This is a genomic window from Aureibaculum flavum (assembly GCF_016406085.1).
GTDB lineage: Bacteria > Bacteroidota > Bacteroidia > Flavobacteriales > Flavobacteriaceae > Aureibaculum > Aureibaculum flavum.
In genome coordinates, this window is the sequence record NZ_JAEHFJ010000006.1 from 140,685 (window position 1) to 163,811 (window position 23,127).

At 32.0% G+C, this 23,127-nt stretch carries 17 protein-coding genes; 13 read left to right on the top strand and 4 right to left on the bottom strand.

Going from position 1 to position 23,127, the window contains the following annotated elements; genetic code table 11:
- Window positions 1-6: 6 nt before the first annotated feature.
- Window positions 7-861, top strand: coding sequence for a rhomboid family intramembrane serine protease (locus JBL43_RS13510; RefSeq protein ID WP_198841943.1), 855 nt, complete (start codon window positions 7-9; stop codon window positions 859-861).
- Between the two features lie 17 nt (window positions 862-878).
- Window positions 879-1,928 (top strand): endonuclease/exonuclease/phosphatase family protein, encoded by a 1,050-nt coding sequence (locus JBL43_RS13515; protein ID WP_198841944.1) that lies wholly within the window; start codon window positions 879-881, stop codon window positions 1,926-1,928.
- Between the two features lie 23 nt (window positions 1,929-1,951).
- On the opposite strand, the gene JBL43_RS13520 is transcribed toward JBL43_RS13515, so the two are convergent.
- Window positions 1,952-2,476: a GNAT family N-acetyltransferase gene (locus JBL43_RS13520; protein ID WP_198841945.1), complete on the bottom strand. Its 525-nt coding sequence runs from the start codon at window positions 2,474-2,476 to the stop codon at window positions 1,952-1,954.
- 16 nt (window positions 2,477-2,492) lie between these two features.
- Window positions 2,493-5,276 (bottom strand): helix-turn-helix and ligand-binding sensor domain-containing protein, encoded by a 2,784-nt coding sequence (locus tag JBL43_RS13525; protein ID WP_233098780.1) that lies wholly within the window; start codon window positions 5,274-5,276, stop codon window positions 2,493-2,495.
- Window positions 5,277-5,617: 341 nt separating this feature from the next.
- On the opposite strand from JBL43_RS13525, the gene JBL43_RS13530 reads away from it, so the two are divergent.
- The 11 genes from JBL43_RS13530 (at window position 5,618) to JBL43_RS13580 (ending at window position 20,880) form a co-directional block, all read left to right on the top strand.
- A complete protein-coding gene (locus JBL43_RS13530) occupies window positions 5,618-8,725 on the top strand; it encodes a SusC/RagA family TonB-linked outer membrane protein (RefSeq protein ID WP_198841947.1) in 3,108 nt (1,035 codons plus the stop codon).
- An 11-nt stretch (window positions 8,726-8,736) separates the two neighbouring features.
- Window positions 8,737-10,254: a RagB/SusD family nutrient uptake outer membrane protein gene (locus JBL43_RS13535; RefSeq protein ID WP_198841948.1), complete on the top strand. Its 1,518-nt coding sequence runs from the start codon at window positions 8,737-8,739 to the stop codon at window positions 10,252-10,254.
- Between the two features lie 17 nt (window positions 10,255-10,271).
- Window positions 10,272-11,174 carry a PKD domain-containing protein gene (locus JBL43_RS13540; RefSeq protein ID WP_198841949.1) on the top strand — a complete coding sequence of 301 codons (903 nt, stop codon included), beginning with the start codon at window positions 10,272-10,274 and terminating at the stop codon, window positions 11,172-11,174.
- A 180-nt stretch (window positions 11,175-11,354) separates the two neighbouring features.
- Window positions 11,355-12,839, top strand: coding sequence for a glycoside hydrolase family 30 protein (locus JBL43_RS13545; protein WP_198841950.1), 1,485 nt, complete (start codon window positions 11,355-11,357; stop codon window positions 12,837-12,839).
- Window positions 12,840-12,857: 18 nt separating this feature from the next.
- Window positions 12,858-14,324: a glycoside hydrolase family 30 protein gene (locus JBL43_RS13550; protein WP_198841951.1), complete on the top strand. Its 1,467-nt coding sequence runs from the start codon at window positions 12,858-12,860 to the stop codon at window positions 14,322-14,324.
- Window positions 14,325-14,351: 27 nt separating this feature from the next.
- The gene (locus JBL43_RS13555; protein ID WP_198841952.1) at window positions 14,352-16,094 is read left to right on the top strand and encodes a cellulase family glycosylhydrolase; all 1,743 of its coding nucleotides are present in this window, start codon (window positions 14,352-14,354) and stop codon (window positions 16,092-16,094) included.
- Between the two features lie 6 nt (window positions 16,095-16,100).
- Window positions 16,101-17,177, top strand: coding sequence for a glycoside hydrolase family 16 protein (locus tag JBL43_RS13560; RefSeq protein WP_198841953.1), 1,077 nt, complete (start codon window positions 16,101-16,103; stop codon window positions 17,175-17,177).
- Between the two features lie 124 nt (window positions 17,178-17,301).
- Window positions 17,302-18,639 carry a tRNA (N(6)-L-threonylcarbamoyladenosine(37)-C(2))-methylthiotransferase MtaB gene (gene mtaB, locus JBL43_RS13565; protein ID WP_198841954.1) on the top strand — a complete coding sequence of 446 codons (1,338 nt, stop codon included), beginning with the start codon at window positions 17,302-17,304 and terminating at the stop codon, window positions 18,637-18,639.
- Complete coding sequence (locus tag JBL43_RS13570) at window positions 18,636-19,292, top strand: alpha/beta hydrolase (protein WP_198841955.1); 657 nt, start codon at window positions 18,636-18,638, stop codon at window positions 19,290-19,292. The genes mtaB and JBL43_RS13570 overlap by 4 nt, the downstream gene beginning before the upstream one ends.
- 95 nt (window positions 19,293-19,387) lie before the next feature.
- Window positions 19,388-19,927 (top strand): dTDP-4-dehydrorhamnose 3,5-epimerase, encoded by a 540-nt coding sequence (gene rfbC / locus JBL43_RS13575; protein WP_198841956.1) that lies wholly within the window; start codon window positions 19,388-19,390, stop codon window positions 19,925-19,927.
- Between the two features lie 14 nt (window positions 19,928-19,941).
- Window positions 19,942-20,880: a lytic transglycosylase domain-containing protein gene (locus JBL43_RS13580; RefSeq protein WP_198841957.1), complete on the top strand. Its 939-nt coding sequence runs from the start codon at window positions 19,942-19,944 to the stop codon at window positions 20,878-20,880.
- Window positions 20,881-20,927: 47 nt separating this feature from the next.
- On the opposite strand, the gene JBL43_RS13585 is transcribed toward JBL43_RS13580, so the two are convergent.
- Both JBL43_RS13585 and mnmA read right to left on the bottom strand, forming a co-directional pair.
- The gene (locus JBL43_RS13585; protein WP_198841958.1) at window positions 20,928-21,875 is read right to left on the bottom strand and encodes an NAD(P)H-dependent flavin oxidoreductase; all 948 of its coding nucleotides are present in this window, start codon (window positions 21,873-21,875) and stop codon (window positions 20,928-20,930) included.
- A 9-nt stretch (window positions 21,876-21,884) separates the two neighbouring features.
- Window positions 21,885-23,072 carry a tRNA 2-thiouridine(34) synthase MnmA gene (gene mnmA, locus JBL43_RS13590; RefSeq protein ID WP_198841959.1) on the bottom strand — a complete coding sequence of 396 codons (1,188 nt, stop codon included), beginning with the start codon at window positions 23,070-23,072 and terminating at the stop codon, window positions 21,885-21,887.
- Window positions 23,073-23,127 lie beyond the last annotated feature (55 nt).

The following is a 23,127-nucleotide window of genomic DNA, read 5'->3' on the forward strand; positions in this document are numbered from 1 at the left end:
AATACTTTGAACACATTAAAAGATCAAATATTATACAGAATAAAATCAGCAAACATTGCTGAGCAAATTATCTATGCCAATATTATTTTATATATAATAACCTTATTGTTTAAGGTGTTATCTGGTTTTATGCAATGGCACGATAATTTATTTGTTAACTGGCTCTCTTTACCTGCAGACTTTAACTTATTTCTTACTAAACCTTGGACCCTAATTACGTATGGATTTTTGCATGCCGATTTTTTACACATTTTATTTAATTTAATATTCCTGTTTTATATTGGAAACCTATTTTTAGATTTCTTTTCAAAACGTGATTTTTTAATTTATTATATAGCGGGTATTGTTGTTGGAGGCATAATTTACCTTGCCAGTTATAATTTTTTTCCGGCCTTAAAAGGAAGTAATGCGGTTTTATTAGGTGCATCAGCTGGTGTAACTGCAATTCTGGTAGGTATTGCAGCTAAGGTACCCAATTACGCCATCCATTTAAGGTTTATTGGGGCGGTAAAATTATGGCATATTGCTGTAGCTATGATCTTTATTGATATTATTCAACTACCTGTAAATAACACTGGAGGACATTTAGCACATTTAGGTGGTGCTCTAATTGGTTTTCTACTCACCAACCAAGCAAATAATGGAAAGAACTTAAATCAGCTCTTCGGATCACTATTTAAATCTAAAAAGAAAGAGCCTTTGAGAACAGTTTATAAAAACCCTAATCCTCAAAAAAAGACAAAAAACACTGTCAATGACCAACAAAAGATAGATGCCATATTAGATAAAATAAGTAAATCTGGCTATGAAACTTTAACTCAGGAAGAAAAAGATTTTCTTTTTAATGTTGGTAAAAAATAACGTGGTAATTTTATACGGTGAAGAAACTATCTTTTTTTAATAAAATACTATTTATCATTAATACAATCTTTGCGATTGCATTAATTTTCGCAATTTTTTTACCGGGATTATCTCCAAATAAATTTGGTGTATTTTCTTTATTCAGCATAGTAGTTCCTGCAGTTATAATTGTAAATATTTTATTTGTAATATATTGGATAGTAATCGGCTTTAAAAAGCAACTTTTACAGTCATTTATAGTATTGATAATATCCTATCTTTTTATTCCTCAATTATATAAATTTAATGATAATATTAATCAAGAAGATTCTAACACAATAAGCTTAATGAGTTTTAATGTGAGGAAATTTAATATGTATAAATGGATAAAAGTTGATGATATAGAATCAAAAATTAAAGATTTTATTGAAAATGAAGATCCAGATATCTTAGCATTGCAAGAATATAGAATTCCTAAAAATTTTAAATTAAAATATCCTTATTTTAGCAACCCACCTGCTGAAAATTATTCTGACTCTATTCAAAATAGCAAACATAGAATTGCATTAGGCATATATTCGAAATATCCCATTGTAAAAGAAGGCATAATTAAATACGCAAGAACATCATCGGCAGCAATGTTTATTGATGTTTTAAAGAATAAGGATACCATAAGAATTTATACTTTTCACATGGCCTCTTTAGGAATTGTACCTAATCAGCATTACTTTGGCCACGATGATTCAGAAAAATTAGTAAAAAAAGTACGCCAATCTTTTAAAGTTCAACAACAACAAATAGACTCCTTAAATAAGCATATAAATACCTGTAAGCACAAAGTAATAGTAACGGGTGATTTAAACAACACAGCCTATTCATGGGCTTACAATAATGTTAGAAAGAATTTTAAAGATACATATTTGGAGGCTGGTCAAGGATTTGGGACTACTTATAAATTTAATAAATTTCCCTTACGTATTGATTATATTTTTGTGGATAACCACTTTAAAGTTAAATCACATAAAAATTATGACATACAACTCTCAGACCATTACCCTGTTATGGCAACATTAAAACTTAAAGATTAGTTGTTAATCTTTTAAACTTTATATTACTTTTTACACTGCAACTTTAATAAACTTAAAACATACCTTTGTTCTGGTATCTTTAAATCATCACTCACAAATTTTTCAATGAACTGAAAACCAACATTTTTTATCATCTTTAAGGATGCAATATTTTCAGTTGCAACTACTGCTATAATATTTTTTATTTTTATTGATTTACAATACGCTATCAACCCACTAAGAACTTCCGTTCCATAACCACTACCCCAATATTCTTCTAAAAATCGATACCCTATTTCATCTTTATTATGTTCGTCTTTAACTAATGCAACTGTACCAATAAATACCCCATCTTCACTTCTAGTTATTGCATAAATATAAAAATCATTTCCTTCTTTATCATAAACATCAATTAATTTGGGTAATTCTTCCTTATTCTCTTCATAGGTCATCGGTCGACCTCTGACATATTTCATCACATTTTTATTTGACTGCATTTTATTGAAAGCTTTAAAATCTTCCATAATTAACCTTCTTACTTGCAACCTTTTTGTTTTAAAAATTGTCATTATCCTTAATTTAAGTCTATATATTCATCAAAAAAGCTGTTAAATTGTCCTTTCTTGAAAGTCCCAATTTTTTACGCAACCTATATCGAGCTAACTCTACTCCTCCTTTTGATATATTCATTACTTCAGCTATTTCTTTAGTTGACATATTAATTAGTAAATAGGTAGACAAATCTAATTCACGCGGGGTTATATGTTCATATTTCTCTTGTAAGCGTTTAAGAAATTCAAAATGCACATTCTTAATATGTTTTTCTAAATCCTTCCAACTTTTGTCTGCATTTATTTCCTTTAAAACACTTTTTTTAAGACTGTGTAATTGCGATTTTGTTTCAGGGCTTATCTCAGAAGTTTCTAATTTTTTTAATTTATCAATTATTCCATTCAAAATTTTATTTTTTTTAACAACTTGTAACGAATTACTTACCAACTCCTTATCCTTGGCTAAAATTCTTGTTTGCAATTTATCACGGTTTAAATCCTCAATTTCTTTTTCCAACCTATATTGTTCAGATATAATTTTTGCTTCTTTTTCCAAATAACGTTTTCGGTGTTCTAGAGTCTCATAATATTTATCCTTTCTAATTTTTAAGTTCATCCATAAAGAAATAAAATATATACTCAATATTACAAACAAAGAATAACATATATAAGCTATATAATGACGATACCAAGGTGGATTAATTCTAAATTTTAGGACCGTTGAATTAGAAATATTACTATAACTATTCTTAACCCTAACATACATTTGATATTCATTCTCTACTAAATTGGTATATTCCTTTATTGCATTCTTGGTCCATAAACTCCATTCTTTATCAAATGGTTCTAACTTATACGAATACAATTTCGGTTCTCTATTATACTCTGGTGACGAGAACGTGAATTTTATATTATTTGACTTATATGGAATTTTTATATTAAAAGAGCTTTGCTGTGGGTTGCCCTGCATAATTGTATCGTTTTCATAAATAAAACTTCTAATAACAGCTTTTGGTATTGCTATTTTATTTGGTATGGTTCCATCATAATGTGCTAACCCATCAATTAATCCTATAAAAATATTCGTACTATCTTTTGTGTTGACTGATAAATAATTCTGTACCAAATTTCCTGTCAAATTAGCAAATGGTTTAATCACATTGGTATAGTCTCTATTTTTATTTTTCATTAGCACCCCTAAAGATTCATCAAAAACATACCATAAATTACCTAACGAATCTTCAATTAATGTATTTATAGTAGCTATATCCTTAAAATAATTACTCAACTTTCTATCTTCAAAAAATCTATCCTGTCCTTTTGAATAAGAATAAAAATGATTATTTGATTGAAAATAAACTTCATTATTTATTCTTTGTAAGCTATTTATAGTGTTAAGGGTATCATTAAATTTAGTTATGGTTTTTATAGAGTTAAACTCTAGATAATCTTCTGAAATTTCCATTTGATAGAGTAAATTATCTCTTTTCAACCATAAAAAATTACCATCATGTTCGAATATATTTGAAGCTTTATCGAATTCGCCAATATGATTTTTATAAATTAAACCGGTTTTAGTTTTTTCAAATATGGAAAACCCACCATAATTAGAACCAATAATTACATTCGGTTGGTTGGGTATTTCTTTAAATCCGTAATAACCAATATTATCCAGTACTTTGGCAACCTTATTATTCTTTATAAGCATGGCTCCTCTATTATTTGCACACACTAAATCATCACCAATAACTTGTATATTCCAAGTTTGTGCCGTTGTACCTTCTACTAATTTAAAGGTATCATCTGAAAAGGTATTGTTCAATAAACGGTAAAAAAGACCCTGGTTGGTGGCAACATATAAATATCCTTTATGAATTATTGTTGCATATACAGTACTCAAGTTTTGACCTGAACCAAAATAGGTGAAAGGTGAATTTATACTCACATGAGTGATTCCATTATCTAGGCCTAACCAAAGATTACTATTACTATCAATAAATGAGCTAAGAATTGTATTATTTTGAAGTCCCTTGTCTAAGTTTATATGTTGCTTAATCTTTCCATTCAAATTGCTAATAATAATTCCATCTAAAACCGTATTAAATACAATTGAATTATTTATTATAATTGCACCAAGTGAACTGTTTTTCTTAACAAACTCATTTGCTTCAGTCTCCCAAGGTTCAACTTTTTTATTTTGATAGGTATACAATCCTTTTTCTAATAGAGCAAAAAGTAATGTATTATTTGGCATTTTTAAAATACTCCATATTTCTGTATTTTTCAATACTTCAGTCCCCTTTAGATATATTAAAACCCCATTTACATATTCAAAAACTCCATACTCCGTGTCTTGAAAATAAAGTTTGTTATCGACTAAAAATGAAAACTGAAATCGTTTAGGAGCTTCTAACGTTTTAATTATATTATCCTTGAAAATATATGCCCTATGAAAAGTTTGAAAAATAACTTCATCATTAACTATATGAATCTTCCAAATAAAATCAGTCGTTTTACTTTCTGTACTATCAATTAATGACAATAATGATTTAAATACAAGTTTTCCCTTTAAGTTAGATTCAAAATAACCAAATTGATTATAACCACCGACATAAATACGTCCATTTGTTCTATCATATTTTACACTTCTTATATTAGACGAATTAGGAATTTTATATAATTGCCATGAATTTCCGTCAAATTGAAGTAACCCATTATTATTGGCAAAATAAATATTGCCAATTGTATCTTGATCAATTTGCCAATTTTGAGTACCAGCATTATAATCTGTTTTTGTGAAATTATTAATTTTTGGCAATCCATTATTTTTAACCTGGCCACTAATGCTTTTTACACCAAAACATAAAAGAATAAATACTAAATAGATTGATAATTTATTACGTAAAAACATCATTTAAACTAGATTTCTTATTAAAGAAGGTATTTACACCAAATGTAGTGTTTTATTTTTGACATTAATATAAAATTAATTTATTTTAACATTTTTACTCACCTGATTATTAAGATAATATATTCATTTTGATGTGTTTTTGTATAATTAACATATCCATGTTGATGTGTTTTTGTATAATTAATAAATTTACTAAAAAGTTAAATATTGGTTAAATTCGTATCATTATTAACTCAAACACTAATTATATGAAATTCAGAAAACATTATGTTTTACTCTTTCTATCTATGTTTATTTCATGGATGGTAAGTGCACAGTCTGTTACCGTTAATGGTACAATTAAAGATGGTAGTGGAGAACCTGTTCCTGGGGCCACTATTCTAGTAAAAGGAACAACACAAGGAACAACATCAGATTTTGATGGAAACTATCAAATCGATGTTTCGTCTGAAGGTGTACTCGTTTTTAGCTTCGTCGGATTTACAACGGTTGAAGAACACGTAAATGGGAGAACTGAAATTAACGTTACTCTAAACGAAGATGCTCAAGCTTTAGAAGAAGTTGTAGTAGTGGGTTATGGTACACAAAAGAAAAGTGTGGTAACCGGTGCTATTTCTAGTATCAAACAAAGTGATTTAGAAGACTTACCTATTACAAGGGTCGAACAATCATTACAAGGTAGAGCTTCTGGTCTTACTATAGCGTCTAATTCTGGTCAACCAGGATCTTCCTCAACCATAAGAGTACGTGGTATTACAACATTAAATAATAACAATCCGTTGTGGGTAGTTGATGGCGTTGTAGTAGACAATGGAGGAATTGGTTATTTAAATCAGGCCGATATCGAGTCTATCGAAGTTTTAAAAGATGGTGCTTCTGCAGCCATTTATGGTTCTAGAGCCGCTACCGGAGTTATTTTGGTAACTACTAAAAAGGGTAAAGCTGGCAAAATGAATGTCAATTACAATGGATATGTAGGTGTTTCATCACCATCACGGAAATTAGATTTATTAAATGGTACTCAATATGCAACTTTAATGAATGAAGCCTCTATAGCAGGTGGTGGTTCCATTTTATTTGCAAACCCAGAATCTTATGGAGAAGGTACAGATTGGCAAGATGAAATTTTTAACAATGGAGCCGTTCGTACTAGTAACGAATTAAGTTTAAGTGGTGGTAATGACAAATCTACTTTCTATGTTTCCTTTGGTTTAACTGATCAAGAAGGTATTGTAGCTACTAAAATTTCAAATTATGTTAGACAAAATATACGTTTGAATTCTACGCATAAGATTACGGATAAAATTACTTTCGGACAAACAGCTGCTTATTCTCATGAAAAAGTAGTTGGAATTGGGAATACTAATAGTGAATATGGTGGACCATTAGCATCTGCTATTAACTTAGATCCATTAACGCCAGTGGTAGAGACTGATCCTGTTTTGGCAAATCAAGCTCCTTATACAAATGCTGGTATTTTTAGAAATAGTAATGGTGATCCTTATGCCATTTCAAGCTTAGTAGGTCAAGAAATGGCGAATCCATTGGCATATATACAAACTAGGTTAGGTAACTATCAATGGTCAGATAATTTTGTTGGAAATGCTTATGTAGAAATAGAACCCATTGAAGGTTTAAAAGTTAGATCAACTGTTGGTGCTAAGCTAGCCTATTGGGGTGAAGAGAACTTTACACCTGTGTCTTATTTAAACTCTGCATTTGTTGTAGGTCAAAATAACATCAATAAACAAACGAATAGAGGTTTTGCATGGAACATAGAAAATACTGTTTCTTATGATAAATCCATAGGTGATCATAATTTTACGGCATTACTAGGTCAGGGTACTTATGTTGATGGAATTACAGGTAAAAGTTCTGTTACCTATTACGATATTCCTACTAATGATTACAGAGAAGCTGCATTTATTTCCGGTCATCCTGCTGATAAAATCACGGCTTACGCTGTAGATGATTATTCACACACCGTGTATTCACTATTTGGTAGATTAAATTATAATTACAAGGAAAAATATATGTTTACTGGAATTGTTCGAAGAGATGGTTCTACAAAATTTGGTGATAATAATAAATTTGGTTATTTCCCGTCATTTTCAGCTGGGTGGAATCCTGTTTTAGAAGATTTTTGGCCTGAAAACAATGTAGTAAATCAATTGAAAATTAGAGGTGGATACGGTGTTGTTGGTAATGATTCAAGTGATAATTTTTTATATTTAGCAACCATAGGAAGTGGTCGTAATTACCCAATTGGCACAGCCGGTTCTGTAGTAGCTGGTAATAGTCCAAATGCACCATCAAACCCTGATTTAAAATGGGAAGAAACTAGTCAACTTAATATAGGTTTTGACGCTAGATTCTTTCAATATTTTAGTTTTACTTTTGATTATTATAATAAAAAAACAACCGGAATATTACAACAAATTGTATTACCAGGTTATATTGGCACCACTGGAAATCCATGGGGGAATGTAGCTGACATGGATAATAAAGGGGTAGATTTAGAATTAGGTTATTCTAAAACATTTGAAGATTTTAAAGTTTCTGCAAATGCAAATATCGGTTATGTAAAAAATGAGGTTACTTATTTAGGTAACGGTGTTGACTTTTTAACCGGAGGCGAAAGTATTCAGTCTAGTACTTATCCTATTACAAGAACACAAATTGGACAACCTTACAGTTCTTTTTATGGATTCAAAACGGATGGTATCTTCCAAAATCAAGCTGAAATAGATGCGTATACCAATACTGATGGAAGTTTAATTCAACCGAATGCTGTACCTGGTGATTTTAGATATGTTAATGTTGATGGAGAAGGAACTATAACTTCTGATGACAGAACTTTTATTGGAAATCCATTACCTGATTTCACTTTCGGATTTACTGTAAATCTTTCCTATAAAAATTTCGATTTTATGGCATTTGCACAAGGTGCGGCTGGCAACCAAATTTATCAAGCGTTAAGACGTTTAGATATTGGTAGTGCCAATTACCAAACTAATGCATTAAATAGATGGACTGGAGAAGGTACTTCTAATTCTTATCCGAGATTAACTACAAATGACACTAATTTGAATTTTAACAACCCTTCTGATTTCTATTTAGAAGATGGGGATTATTTGAGATTTAAAACCATTCAATTGGGTTATACGTTGCCAAATTCTATTATTGATAAAATAGGTTTATCTAAAATTAGATTATACATAACTGGAGAAAATTTATTCACTTTTACAAAATACAGTGGCTTTGATCCAGAAATTGGAGGTAACGTATTAGGTATTGATAGAGGTTATTATCCTCAAGCCAAAACTGGAATGTTGGGTATAAATGTTCAATTTTAAAAAATAAAATTATGAAACTAAAAAATATAAAAATTATAGTTGGGCTATTGATGATATCGCTTTTAGGTATCTCTTGTAATAAGGATTTCATTGAACTAGATCCTAAAGGTGATGTACCTTTAGAAGACAATTATTACGCCAATGATGCAGAAGTTTATTCGGGTGTTATTGCCGTCTACGATATCTTGGGAAAAGAATCAAGTACCTTCGAAAATATGATCACCATGATGAATGCTGGTTCTGATGATTATTACGCAGGAGGTGGGGGTGCTACTGATGGAACCGGTATACAGTCCTTTTCAGATTATTCTATTAGTGAATCTACGATTCCTAGTAGTTTTTGGAGCACTTATTATCAAGGAATTTTTAGAGCTAACGTTTTACTTACACAACTACCAGAAGCACCTATAACTGATGCCAATAGAGTACGTTATACTGCCGAGACAAAAACGTTGAGAGCTTATTATTATTTTCAATTGGTACGTATGTTTAAAAATATACCATTAATTTTAGAAAGAATTCCTACTGCTGACATCTATAATGTGCCGCAGGTAGCACCTGAAGCCGTTTATGCACAAATTGAACAAGATTTAGTAGATGCTAAAACTGGTTTACCAAACAACTTGACAGATGTAACCACAGAAGCTGGGCGACTTACCAAAGGTTCCGCACAAGCATTATTAGGTAAAGTATATTTGTATCAAGGTAAAAATACCGAAGCCGCAACTGAATTTGCAGAAGTAAATGGAACACCTGGTGGAACTAGTACGTATGGATATAAATTAGTCGATAATTTCGCTGACTTATGGAATATTGAAAACAAATTCAACTCGGAGGCTATTATTGAAGTTGCAAGTACGGATAAAGCCAATGTTGGCTGGGGTGAATGGGGAGATGGAAGAAACGATGGAAACACTATAAACACTATGGTTGCTCCAAGAAGTATTTCAAGACCAAGTGGTTCAACTGCCCCAGATTATGCATCTGGTTGGAGTTTTAACACCGTTACCTTAGACTTATATGATGTTTTGAAAGATGACCCAAGATTTGAGGCAACTATTGCTGATTTTAAAGCTTTAAAAGCAGCAGGGCAAATAGATTATATTCCTGGGTATAAAGACACAGGATATTTCTTGAACAAATTTATGCCTTTAAACTCTGAAGTAACCACTGGTGGTGGTGAACCCATCTTAAACTACAGACAAAATGTTTATGCCATCCGTTTAGCTGACACTTATTTAATGGAAGCTGAAGCTTTAGGAGGTTCTGGTGCAAGAGCACAAGCCTTATTAGATGCTGTAAGAGCAAGAGTAGGCTTATCATCAATTCCAGTTTCTTTAGATGCTATTGCAAAAGAACGTAGATTGGAATTAGCGGGTGAAGGTCATCGATTTTTTGACTTAGTCAGAACAGGAAAAGCTGCATCGGCGTTAGCGGATAGAGGATTTACAGCAGGTAAGAACGAAATTTTTCCAATTCCTTTAAAAGAAATGGAAAATACGATAATTGAACAAAATCCAAACTACTAAACTTTAAATAAAATCTTATGAACTTAAAAATAAAATTTAACAACTACCTATACCTTTTTATAGGATTAATAGGCTTGGGAACTATTGTAGCTTGCCAACCCGATGATTTTGGGAGTGGCAACGGATTAGGGACGGCTCCATCAAATTTAGAAATTACCGCTACAATTGTTGGACAAGATGCAGCTAATCCAAATGGTGATGGTAAAGGAATTGTAAACTTTACAGCATCAGCATCTGACGTTATTACTTATAAATATATTTATGACGGTAAAGAAACGATGGCTCCTGCAGGTGAAGCGACGATGACTTTTTCATCAACTGGTGTCAAAAGCTATGATGTAACTGTTGTGGCCTACGGTGCCGGAGGAGATAGTGCTACAGAAACTATTACGGTTGAAGTTTTAGTACTATATGTAGCACCTGAAGATTTATTGGAAATGTTATATGGTGATTCAGAAAAAACGTGGAGAATAAAAGCAGAATCTGCAGGTCATTTTGGTCTTGGCTCTGCTGGAGAAACTTCTGCGGCTTGGTGGTCAGCTAATCCAAATGATAAGGCTGGTAAAGGTACTTATGATGATAGAATTACTTTCAAATCTGATGGTACATACAACTACGTTACCAATGGAGATATTTACGGACAAGCTTCTCCTTTAGATGCTGATTTCGGAACTTCATGGACTGCAAATTCAGATAATGAGTACGAAAATTATCCTGTAGATGATTTTTCTAGTAGTTGGGAATTATCGGCTCCTAGCGATCAAGAAACATTAACCTTCAATGGTAAAGGTTTCCACGGCTTCTATGTAGGAGGCACTCATGCTTATAAAATCATGGAGCGTTCTGAAACAGAAATGACAATAAGAACTATTGGAGCAGACGGAAATGCTTGGTATTGTATATTAACCTCAGAGGATTAAAGCCTAACCAATTTATAAACTCTTGTTATTCTTAAAACATATAGAAGTCTAACAATTGACATAAAACAAATATTTATTTGAGTTAGTAAAGATTATAGCCCGTAGTTCTAAAGATTGCGGGCTATTTTCGATTTTAACAAATCCAATTTTTGCCTTTTTTTAATTTAAAGTATTTAAGAAATGAAACTAAAACACCTTTATATCCCCTGTTTATGCTTCGCATTATTTTCTTGTAATGACAAAGCAGATACTAAGATAGACACTCCACAAGAAAGTATAAATACTAAAAAATTCAGTACAAAAGATAAAACTATCGTAGTTTACACTACAGCAGATAATACCAATTTGCGTCTTACCAAAACAGATAGCCTTACTTTCCAACATGCAGAACAACCTTTAGAAACTGAAATTTCTGTGTTTGTTAACCCTAATAAAACATTTCAAACCTTTATCGGTATCGGAGGTGCAATAACTGATGCCAGTGCTGAAACTTTCGCTCAACTAAGTGCTGATAAGCAAAAAGAATTATTAAAAGCTTATTACAGTAAAGAAGATGGAATTGGTTATTCCTTATTAAGAACTAGTATTCATAGTTCTGATTTCGGTTCTGGAAGCCATACCTATATAAAAGAAGGAGATTCTGCTCTTACAACTTTTTCAATTGAACATGATATGAAATATCGCATCCCCATGATGAAAAGAGCTATTGAAACAGCTGGCGGTAAATTATTGACCTATGCTTCTCCTTGGAGTCCACCGGCTTTTATGAAAAGTAATAAGAGTATGCTAAAGGGAGGTACGTTACTCCCCAACTATTATCAAAGTTGGGCCACTTATTACACTAAATTTATTAAAGCTTATGAAAAAGAAGGTATGCCAATTTGGGGGATTACCATCCAAAATGAACCTATGGCAACTCAAACCTGGGAATCATGTATCTATTCAGCAGAAGCGGAACGTGATTTTTTAAAGAATTATTTAGGCCCGACTATGGAAACAGAAGGTTTAGGTGATAAAAATATTGTAATATGGGATCATAATAGAGATTTAATAACCAATAGAGCCAACGTAATTCTTTCTGACCCAGAAGCTTCTAAATACGTTTGGGGAACGGGTTTTCATTGGTATGAAACCTGGACAGGGGGCGACCCAATGTTTGACAACCTAAAAGCTGTTAATGAATCCTTTCCTGATAAAAAATTATTATTCACCGAAGGCTGTAATGAAAATTTTGATGCTACTAAATATCAATATTGGCCTAATGCTGAACGTTATGGAAATTCTATGATTAACGATTTTAATAACGGTACTGTAGGTTGGACTGATTGGAATATTTTATTAGATCAGAATGGTGGTCCTAACCATGTTGGTAATTTTTGCTTCGCTCCTATCCATGCTGATACAACTACCGGCCAACTTATTTACACACCTTCTTACTATTATATTGGTCATTTTTCAAAATTTATTCGCCCTGAAGCTAAAAGAGTTAGCACTGCAGTAAGTCGAAGTGTATTAATTAGTACATCCTTTCTAAATGATGATGATAAAATAGTTACCGTTGTAATGAACAAAAGTGACAAAACTATTAGCTACAACTTATTTGTGGCTCAAGAAAAAACAGTGGTTAAAATTCCACCTCATGCCATGCAAACATTACTTTACTAAATAAAAAAGTCATTGAAAATGAAACAAATCATTTTAAAACCTTTAAAAACAATACTTAAGAATCTATCGGTTCTACTTTTAGTAGGATTGCTCGCCAACTGTAGTTCTTCTAGTGATAAAGAACCTATTGATGAACCCGAAGAGCCTATATTAACAAGCGATATTGATTTTTGGTTAACAAAAGGAGATCGTAGTGTACTTTTGAGTCAACAAGAAACGGTTTTAAGTTTTGGAACTAAAGCAAATAATTATCCTCAAATTGAAATAAACGAAGGACAAACATTTCAAACGATAGATGGGTTTGGCTTTACATTAACCGGCGGTAGTGCAATGGTAATAAATGAATTATCATCAGAAAAGAAAGCCGAATTATTACAAGAATTATTTGGCAATGGTAATAACGATATATCCATTAATTATATCCGATTAAGTATTGGTGCTTCTGATTTAGATCCTGCTCCTTACAGCTATAATGATTTGGAAAGTGGTAAAACAGATTTAAACTTAGATAACTTTAGTTTAGATGCTGATGTAAGTGGTGTAATTCCTCTATTGAAAGAAATTTTAAAAATCAATCCAAACATCAAAATTATGGCAACTCCTTGGTCGCCTCCAGTATGGATGAAAGATAATGATAGCTTTAAAGGTGGCAGTTTACAAACGAAATACTATGAAGTATATGCCAATTATTTTGTAAAATATATTCAAGCTATGAATGCAGAGGGTATTATTATAGATGCCATAACGCCACAAAATGAACCATTGCATCCTGGAAATGTACCTAGCTTATTAATGACTGCATCAGAACAAATCAATTTTATAAAAAACAATTTGGGGCCAGCTTTTAAGGCTGCTAACATTACAACTAAAATAGTTGCCTATGATCATAATTGTGACCAACCAGAATATCCAATAACCGTACTTAATGATGCTGATGCTAAACCTTTTATAGATGGTGCTGCATTTCATTTATATGCTGGTGATATTAATGCCTTAACTACATTTCACAATGCCCATTCCGATAAAAATGTGTATTTCACAGAACAATACACTGCCTCTACTGGAGAATTTAAAGGAGATTTAAAATGGCATTTAAAAAATGTAATTATTGGTTCTATGAGAAATTGGAGCAAAACTGCATTAGAATGGAACCTTGCTAATAACACTTCTTTCGAACCCCATACCGATGGTGGTTGTACTACCTGTAAAGGAGCAGTAACCATAAGCTCTAGCGGAAATATAACTAGGAATGTAGGTTATTATATTGTTGCACATGCATCTAAATTTGTTCCGCAAGGCTCTACTAGAATTGAAAGTAATATTACTGAAGATTTAAATAATGTTGCTTTTAAAACTCCTGATGGAAAAATAGTATTAATTGTAGAAAATGATGGTACTACCAACCAGGTATTTACAATTAAGTACAAAGACAAATGGTCTATTGCAGCACTAGATGCTGGTTCTGTGGGAACCTTTGTCTGGTAATAATTAAATTTTAATCTAATTTATATTATGAAAAACTTAGTCTTAATTTTATTTTTAGCAATGTTTCATCTTGCTACATCTCAAAACTTTCTGCATCAAGATGGACAAAACATTGTTGATAAAGATGGAAACAACATATTACTAAGAGGTTTAGGTCTTGGGGGATGGATGGTACAAGAAGGTTATATGTTGCAAACTGGAGCGTTTGCCGGCCCGCAACATATTATCAAAGAAAAAATTATTGATCTTATTGGTGAACAAAAGACAAAGACATTTTACGATTCCTATTTAACAAATGGTATTACTAAAAGAGATATCGATTCACTTGCGGCTTGGGGGTTTAACTCCATTAGGTTACCTATGCATTATAACTTATACACACCTGCTATTGAAGATGAAACAACTGATGAAATTACGTGGATAGAGAAAGGTTTTAAGATGACTGATGATGTACTCGAATGGTGTAAAGAAAATAAAATATATCTAATTTTAGATTTACATGCCGCTCCTGGAGGTCAAGGTAAAGATGCGAATATTTCCGATTACGACCCTTCAAAACCTTCACTTTGGGAAAGTGAAGCAAACCAAAAAAAAATGATTGCATTATGGCGAAAATTAGCCAATCGCTACAAAGACGAACAATGGATTGCAGGTTATGATATTATAAATGAGCCTAATTGGGGATTTACAGGTGAAAATAAAAATGGCTGTGACGAAACATCAAATGCTCCTTTAAGAGAGTTAATGATTGCTACTACAAAAGCAATCAGAGAAGTTGATAACAATCATATAATTTTTATCGAAGGCAATTGTTGGGGAAATAATTACAAAGGTGTTTTGCCTGTTTGGGATAATAACATGGTACTAAGCTTTCATAAATACTGGAATTATAACACCATAGAATCTATTCAACAAATGTTAGATTACCGAACCCAGTACAACATTCCTATTTGGCTTGGTGAAAGTGGAGAAAATTCTAATGTATGGTTTAAAGATGCCATTAGCTTGGTAGAAAAAAATAATATTGGTTGGGCATTTTGGCCTATGAAAAAAGTAGATAATATAGCTGGTGTGACTTCTGTTACTATGAATCCTGATTTTGAAACTATCAAAGATTATTGGAAAGATGGAGGTGAAAAACCTTCTGAGACCTTTGCTTTTAATGCTTTAATGCAATTAGCTGAAAATTATAATATGGAAAATGTTACTATTAAACCCGATGTAATTGACGCCATGTTCAGACAAGTAAAGACAAACACTACGATTCCTTTTAAAAAACATACTGTTCCTGGGATTGTATATGCTACGGAATATGATTTGGGAACTAACGGTTATGCATATAAAGATGAAGATTTTATTAATTATAAAACAAATACCGGAATTCAAGGTCCATGGAATAAAGGAAAAAAAATGCGGAATGATGGTGTTGATATTCAACTTTGTAAAGATGATAATTCAAATGGATATGAGGTTTTTGACATTCAGGATGGAGAATGGTTACACTATACTGTTAACGCTCTAAAGGGAGGTTCTTATGACATATTAATTCGATATTCAAGTTCTATTGAAGAAGCTATAATTCATTTAGAAAATGAAAAAAAGCACATCTTAAAACCATTAACACTTACGAATACAACTGACAAAAGTGCAATTTATAAGATCGTAACTTTAAAGGATATAAAATTAGCAAAAGGAGAAAATAAAATTAAAGTAGTTTTTGACAAAGGCGGCTTTGTTTTAAACTATTTAGAATTTAAAATAAAAAAATAAAATTCCATGTATAACATAAAATCATTATTGTTCGTATTCTTATCAATAGCAATAGTATCATGCAGCGGTGACAGTGATAACGAAGAACCTGCAACTACAAAGCCATCTAACCTTTCAATTATTGAAAATGTAGCTGGAGTAGATAATGAAAATCCAAATGGAGATGGTAGTGGAATCGTAAACTTTACTATTAATGCTACAAATGCGACTTCTTATAAAGTATTGATAAATAATGAAACCTTAGATTTAACTGAAAACACATTTAGTTATACCTTTACTAAAAAAGGAACGAATGACCATACTATTATAGTTTCTGCTTACAACGCTAGCGGATTTACGAGTACAACCTCTACCTTTAAAGTCTATGTAAATGATGTGCTAGCCTTAGTATGGCAAGATGAGTTTGACCAAGATGGTGCTCCAAATGGTTCTAATTGGGGCTATAATATTGGTAATGGTGATAATGGTTGGGGAAATAGTGAATCTGAATACTATACCAATCGCTTAGATAATGCTAAAGTTGAAAACGGACTTTTAAAAATTACAGCGAAAAAGGAATCTTATGAAGGTTTTCAATATACCTCTGCCAGATTACTAAGTCAAGATAAATTTGAATTCACCTATGGAAGAGTTGATGTTAAAGCTAAACTCCCTGCTGGTGGTGGTCTATGGCCTGCAATTTGGATGCTTGGAGCCAATATAAATACAGTGGGCTGGCCTACTTGTGGTGAAATTGATATTATGGAATATGTAGGAAATAATCCGGGACATATTTCAAGTGCTCTACACACCGCTTCTAGCTCAGGAGCAACAGTTAATTATAAAGCAAACACGATAACGAATGAAACTACTGAGTTTCATATCTACTCAATGGTTTGGACAGAAGAAAGTATTACTTTTTTATTGGATGATGTAGAATATTACACCTATAATCCAAGTACAAAAAACAATCAGACATGGCCATTTACAGACAAACAGTTTATTATTTTAAATGTTGCTGTAGGCGGTAATTTAGGAGGTACTATTGATCCCGATTTTGCTACATCAACCATGGAAATTGATTATGTACGTGTATATCAATAAACGTAACTCGTTTAAATATACATGAGATAAAATGATTGCTACAAAAACCAAGCTGAGTTTTCTATCATTAAAAGAAACACACTATTAAACTTTTTGTACTTTTGCATTTTATCAAAGTAATGGTATGCCAATACAACAAAAAGTCGCTTTTTATACACTCGGATGTAAACTAAATTTTTCTGAAACCTCAACAATTGCTCGAGGTTTTCAAGATAAAGGCTTTACACGGGTAGACTTTAACGAAAAAGCAGATATCTATGTCATTAATACCTGTTCAGTGACTGATAACGCAGATAAACGATTTAAAACTATCGTAAAATCAGCTCTAAAACAGAATGATAAGGCTTTTCTAATTGCTATTGGATGTTATGCCCAATTAAAACCTGAGGAACTAGCAAAAGTTGATGGGGTTGATTTGGTTTTGGGTGCTACTGAAAAATTCAATGTTACCGATTATATCAATGATCTGTCAAAAAATGACAAAGGAGAAGTGCATTCATGTGAAATTTCAGATGCTAATTTCTATGAAGGCTCCTACTCTATTGGTGATAGAACACGTGCCTTTTTAAAAGTTCAAGATGGTTGCGACTATAAATGTACCTATTGTACTATTCCTTTAGCTCGCGGTATTTCTAGAAGTGATACCTTAGAAAATGTTTTGCAAAATGCAAAAGAAATTTCTGAACGTGGTATTAAAGAAATTGTATTGACAGGTGTTAATATTGGTGATTATGGTAAAGGTGAATTTGGTAACAAAAAACACGAACATACCTTTTTTGAACTAGTGCAAGCCTTAGAAAATGTTGAAGGTATACATCGTTTACGTATTTCTTCAATTGAGCCTAATTTGCTAAAAGACAAAACAATTGACTTTGTAGCAAATTCAAAAACTTTTGTGCCTCACTTTCATATCCCCTTACAAAGTGGTAGCGATGATTTATTGAAAAGAATGAAACGTCGTTATTTAAGTACTACGTATACAAATAGAGTTCAGCAAATAAAAGAAACGATGCCCAACGCCTGTATTGGAGTTGATGTTATTGTAGGCTTTCCTGGAGAAACCGATGCCCATTTTTTAGAAACATATAATTATTTAAATGAACTAGACATATCCTATTTACACGTTTTTACGTACTCAGAACGTCCAAATACGGAAGCTGTTTTAATGGATCAAGTTGTCCCAAAAAATGTACGCCATAAACGTAGCAAAATGCTGAGAGGTTTATCCGTTAAAAAACGCAGAGCCTTTTATGAAAGTCAATTAGGGAATGAATTGACAGTATTGTTTGAAAATGAAAACAAAGAAGGTTATATTCATGGTTTTACTGAAAATTACGTTAAGGTAAAAACACCATGGAATCCTGAATTTGTAAATACCCTACATCCTATTAAATTAAGAGAAATTGATGAAGACGGAATTGTTAAATTTGATTTTGTAAAACAACCTGATTTTGTAGCATGACAAATAAAAAGCACCTCTATTTTGTACCAGGTTTAGCGGCTAGTCCAGAGATATTTGAATACATAAAACTACCTATTGAACAGTATGAAATTCATCATTTAGATTGGTTAATACCTGATACGAAAGAAGAAAATATTCAACATTATGCAAAAAGAATGTGTGATCGAATTACACATAAAAACCCTATTTTACTTGGAGTATCTTTTGGTGGTGTTGTTGTTCAAGAAATGAGTAAACTTATTACCACAGAAAAAGTTATTATTATTTCAAGTGTAAAATGTAGAGATGAAATTCCGAAACGTTTAAAGTTAGCTAAAATTACAAAAGCATACAAACTCTTTCCTGTAAAGGCAGTAACCAATATTGAAAGCTTAGCAAAGTATGCCTTTGGTGATACTATAAAAAAACGTGCAGAACTCTATAAAAAATACCTTTCCATGCGAGATGACAATTATCTTCCTTGGGCAATTCATAACGTATTAAACTGGTCTCAGGAAATACCATTACCCAATATAATTCATATTCATGGTAATAATGATAGTGTTTTTCCCATTAAACATGTCAAAGGTTGTAAAGTTATAAAAGGAGGTACCCATTCAATGATAATAAATAAGGCAAGACCAATTTCTAAGATATTGCTAGAAGTTATTTAGTATCTTTAACGCAACATTATTCCTTACTTAGAATTAAAAACAACACTCTATTTAAAAAAGAATAAACCTTAAATTTTAGAAGTCGCACTATACTTATGAAGATTGAAAAAACATTTATCAAAGATTTATTAATTATTACACCTAATGTTTTTACAGATGACAGAGGTTACTTTTCAGAAAGTTACAACAAAAGAAATCTGGAAAATTTAGTTACTGATGAATTTGTACAAGACAATGAATCTCTATCGCATAAAGGAGTACTTAGAGGTTTACATTTTCAAGTTCCGCCATTTGCACAATCTAAACTCGTTCGTGTCATTACAGGAAGTGTTTTAGATGTTGTTGTAGACTTAAGAAAAGATTCACAGACTTATGGACAACATTTTAAGCAAATATTATCAAGCAAAAACAAGACACAACTATATGTACCTAAAGGATTTGCTCATGGTTTTTCTGTACTCGAAGACAATACTATATTTAGTTATAAATGTTCAGATTATTATAATAAAGCCTCTGAAAAAGCAATTTTATGGAACGATAGCACGTTAAATATAGATTGGCAAATTAAAATGCCAATTATTTCTGAAAAGGATAAAATTGCAGAAAATTTCGCTAATTTTGTATCACCCTTTTAACAATCCCCAATATTATGAATAAGCCTCTTCGCATACTAGTTATATTAAGTGTTATTATTTTAAGTGGTGTTTTAATTAATGCCGCACAGCAAGACAGTGTAACTGAATATGATCATACAGATACTACTGAAGTTACTGTCGAAAACGATAAAATAACAAGTGATTCTTATAATATCAAAGCTATAAAAATACCAGATAATTTAGAGTTTGCTGGTGAAAGAGTTCCTTTGGAGAAAGATTACATTAAAGAAGATGTAGATAGAGAGTTTTTAGTGAATACCTATTGGCAATCTAATGGTCTATTGTGGATTAAACGTGCAAATAAATACTTTCCAATCATAGAACCTATTTTAAAAGAAAAAGGTTTACCTGACGATTTTAAATATATAGCGGTTATTGAAAGTAATTTAATGAACGTAACCTCACCGGCTGGTGCAAAAGGATTTTGGCAACAATTAAGCGGTGCGGCAAGAGATAACGGCTTGGAAGTAAACAGTAATGTTGACGAACGTTATCATTTAGAAAAAACGACTCGTGCAGCTTGTGATTACTTAATCGACGCTAAAAAAACATTTGGCACTTGGGCTTTAGCTGCGGCTACATATCATTCCGGTAAAGGAAATATTAATAAATACTTAAGAGAACAAATGGTTGATAGTTATTATGATTTACTATCAGGCCCTAATACAGAACGTTATTTACCTAGAATTTTAGCAGCGAAGTATATCTTAAGCAATCCTAAAAAATATGGTTTTCAATTTGATGAGTCTGATTTATATACATATCCTGAACACACAACGATCAAAGTAGATACCGCTATTGCGAATTTAGCTCAATTTGCTAAAGAGCATAACACGACATATAGGGAATTGAAAATTTTAAATCCTTGGTTGCGTGAAAATAAATTGAATAATAAATCACGTAAAGTTTATTACATAGATATACCTAAGTAATCAATTTAAAAGATTTGATATTGCTCGCTGTTATAGAAGTGTTACCTTTAATAGGATGCCATTTCTTTTCTTGCACTTTCAAAGTCTGACATAATTTCATTAACAATTTCAGAAGCTGGTTTTATCGTATGGATTAATCCTGCTATTTGACCTATTTCTAATTCCCCCTCTTCTAAATCACCTTCAAACATACCTTTTTTGGCCCTAGCCCTACCGAGTAAATCTTTTAGATCATCAATTGTAGGGTTCTTTTTATACAAATCTTGAACATCATTAAAAAACTTATTCTTTAACAAACGAACGGGAGCCAGTTCTTTTAAAGTCAACTGTGTATCTCCTTCCTTGGCCTCTACTACTTTTTGTTTAAAATTAATATGCGAAGATGCTTCTTCACTAGCTACAAACCTACTCCCAATTTGAACAGCATCTGCCCCCAACACCATTGCGGCTAGCATTCCTCTTCCAGTTGCTATACCTCCAGCAGCAATAAGTGGAATGTTTATTTTTTCTTTTACCATGGGGATTAATGTAAATGTAGTAGTCTCATCACGACCATTATGTCCTCCTGCTTCAAAACCTTCAGCTACAATTGCATCAACTCCAGCTTCTTGAGCCTTTAAAGCAAATTTCAAAGAACTGACAACATGTACTACGGTAATACCATTTTCCTTTAGAAAAGAAGTATATGTCTTCGGATTACCTGCAGATGTAAAAACAATTTTAACTTCTTCATCAATAATAATTTGAAGAAGTTCTTTTACGTTTGGATATAACATGGGCACATTTACACCAAAGGGCATATCTGTAGCTTTTTTACATTTTTGAATATGTTCCTTTAACACATCAGGATACATAGATCCAGCTCCAATCAAACCCAGTCCACCTGCATTACTAACCGCTGATGCCAATCGCCACCCACTAGCCCATACCATTCCTGCTTGAATTAATGGATATTTAATATCAAATAAATTTGTGATTTTATTATGTTCTAACATTGATTTAATTTAAGAAATTACTCCTGATCCTAACAACTCATCATCTTGATACCACGACACAAATTGACCTTCAGTGATGGCTGATTGTTGATTTTCGAATTCCACATATAGTCCGCCATTCATCTTGTATATGGTAGCATTTTCCAACGCTTGCCTATATCTAATTCTAGCCTTAACTTGTAACTGTTCACCATTTTTTAACACTAAGTCTTCACGAACCCAATGAATTTCATTATTATTTACAAAAAGAACATTTCTATAGAGTCCTTTATGATTTTTCCCTTCACCAGTATAAATAATATTGTCTTTAACATCTGTTTCTATAACAAAGAGCGGTTCTACCGTTCCACCAACAGCTAATCCTTTTCGTTGACCTTTAGTAAAATAATGAGCACCTTGATGTTTACCAACTACTTTTCCATCATTTAAATGATATTCATATTTTGTTGCTTTATAGACCAATTCTTCTTCTTTAGATTCAAATTTAGTTTGAGATCTATTGAAAACTGGAGCATCATTAGGTATTTGAACGATAGTACCTTCTTTAGGCTGTAATTTTTGCTGTAAAAATTCTGGTAATCGTACTTTACCTATAAAACATAAGCCTTGTGAATCTTTCTTTTCTGCAGTAATTAAATCTAATTCATTGGCAATTTTCCTCACTTCAGGCTTTGTCAACTCTCCGATAGGAAATAAAGTAGTTGCCAATTGTTCTTGCGATAATTGACATAAAAAATAAGACTGATCTTTATTAACATCTTTACCTGCTAGTAATTGATAAGTTTCTTTACCATTATTCTCAATAATACCTTTTCTACAATAATGACCTGTTGCTACATAGTCAGCACCTAACTCTAAAGCTATTTTTAGAAAGACATCAAATTTAATTTCTCTATTACACAGTACATCAGGGTTTGGTGTCCTTCCTATTTCATATTCACGAAACATATAATCAACTATACGTTCCTTATATTCTTCACTCAAATCTACAACCTGAAAAGGAATTCCCAATTTTTCAGCAACTAGCATGGCGTCATTACTATCTTCTAACCATGGACATTCATTAGATATTGTAACCGAATCATCATGCCAATTTTTCATAAATAAGCCAATAACTTCATATCCCTGTTCTTTCAATAAATAAGCGGCAACGCTAGAATCTACACCTCCTGAAAGTCCTACTACGACTCTTTTCATTTTTAATATAATTTAAATGCAAAGATAAGCATAGCTAAGGATATAAAAAACACCT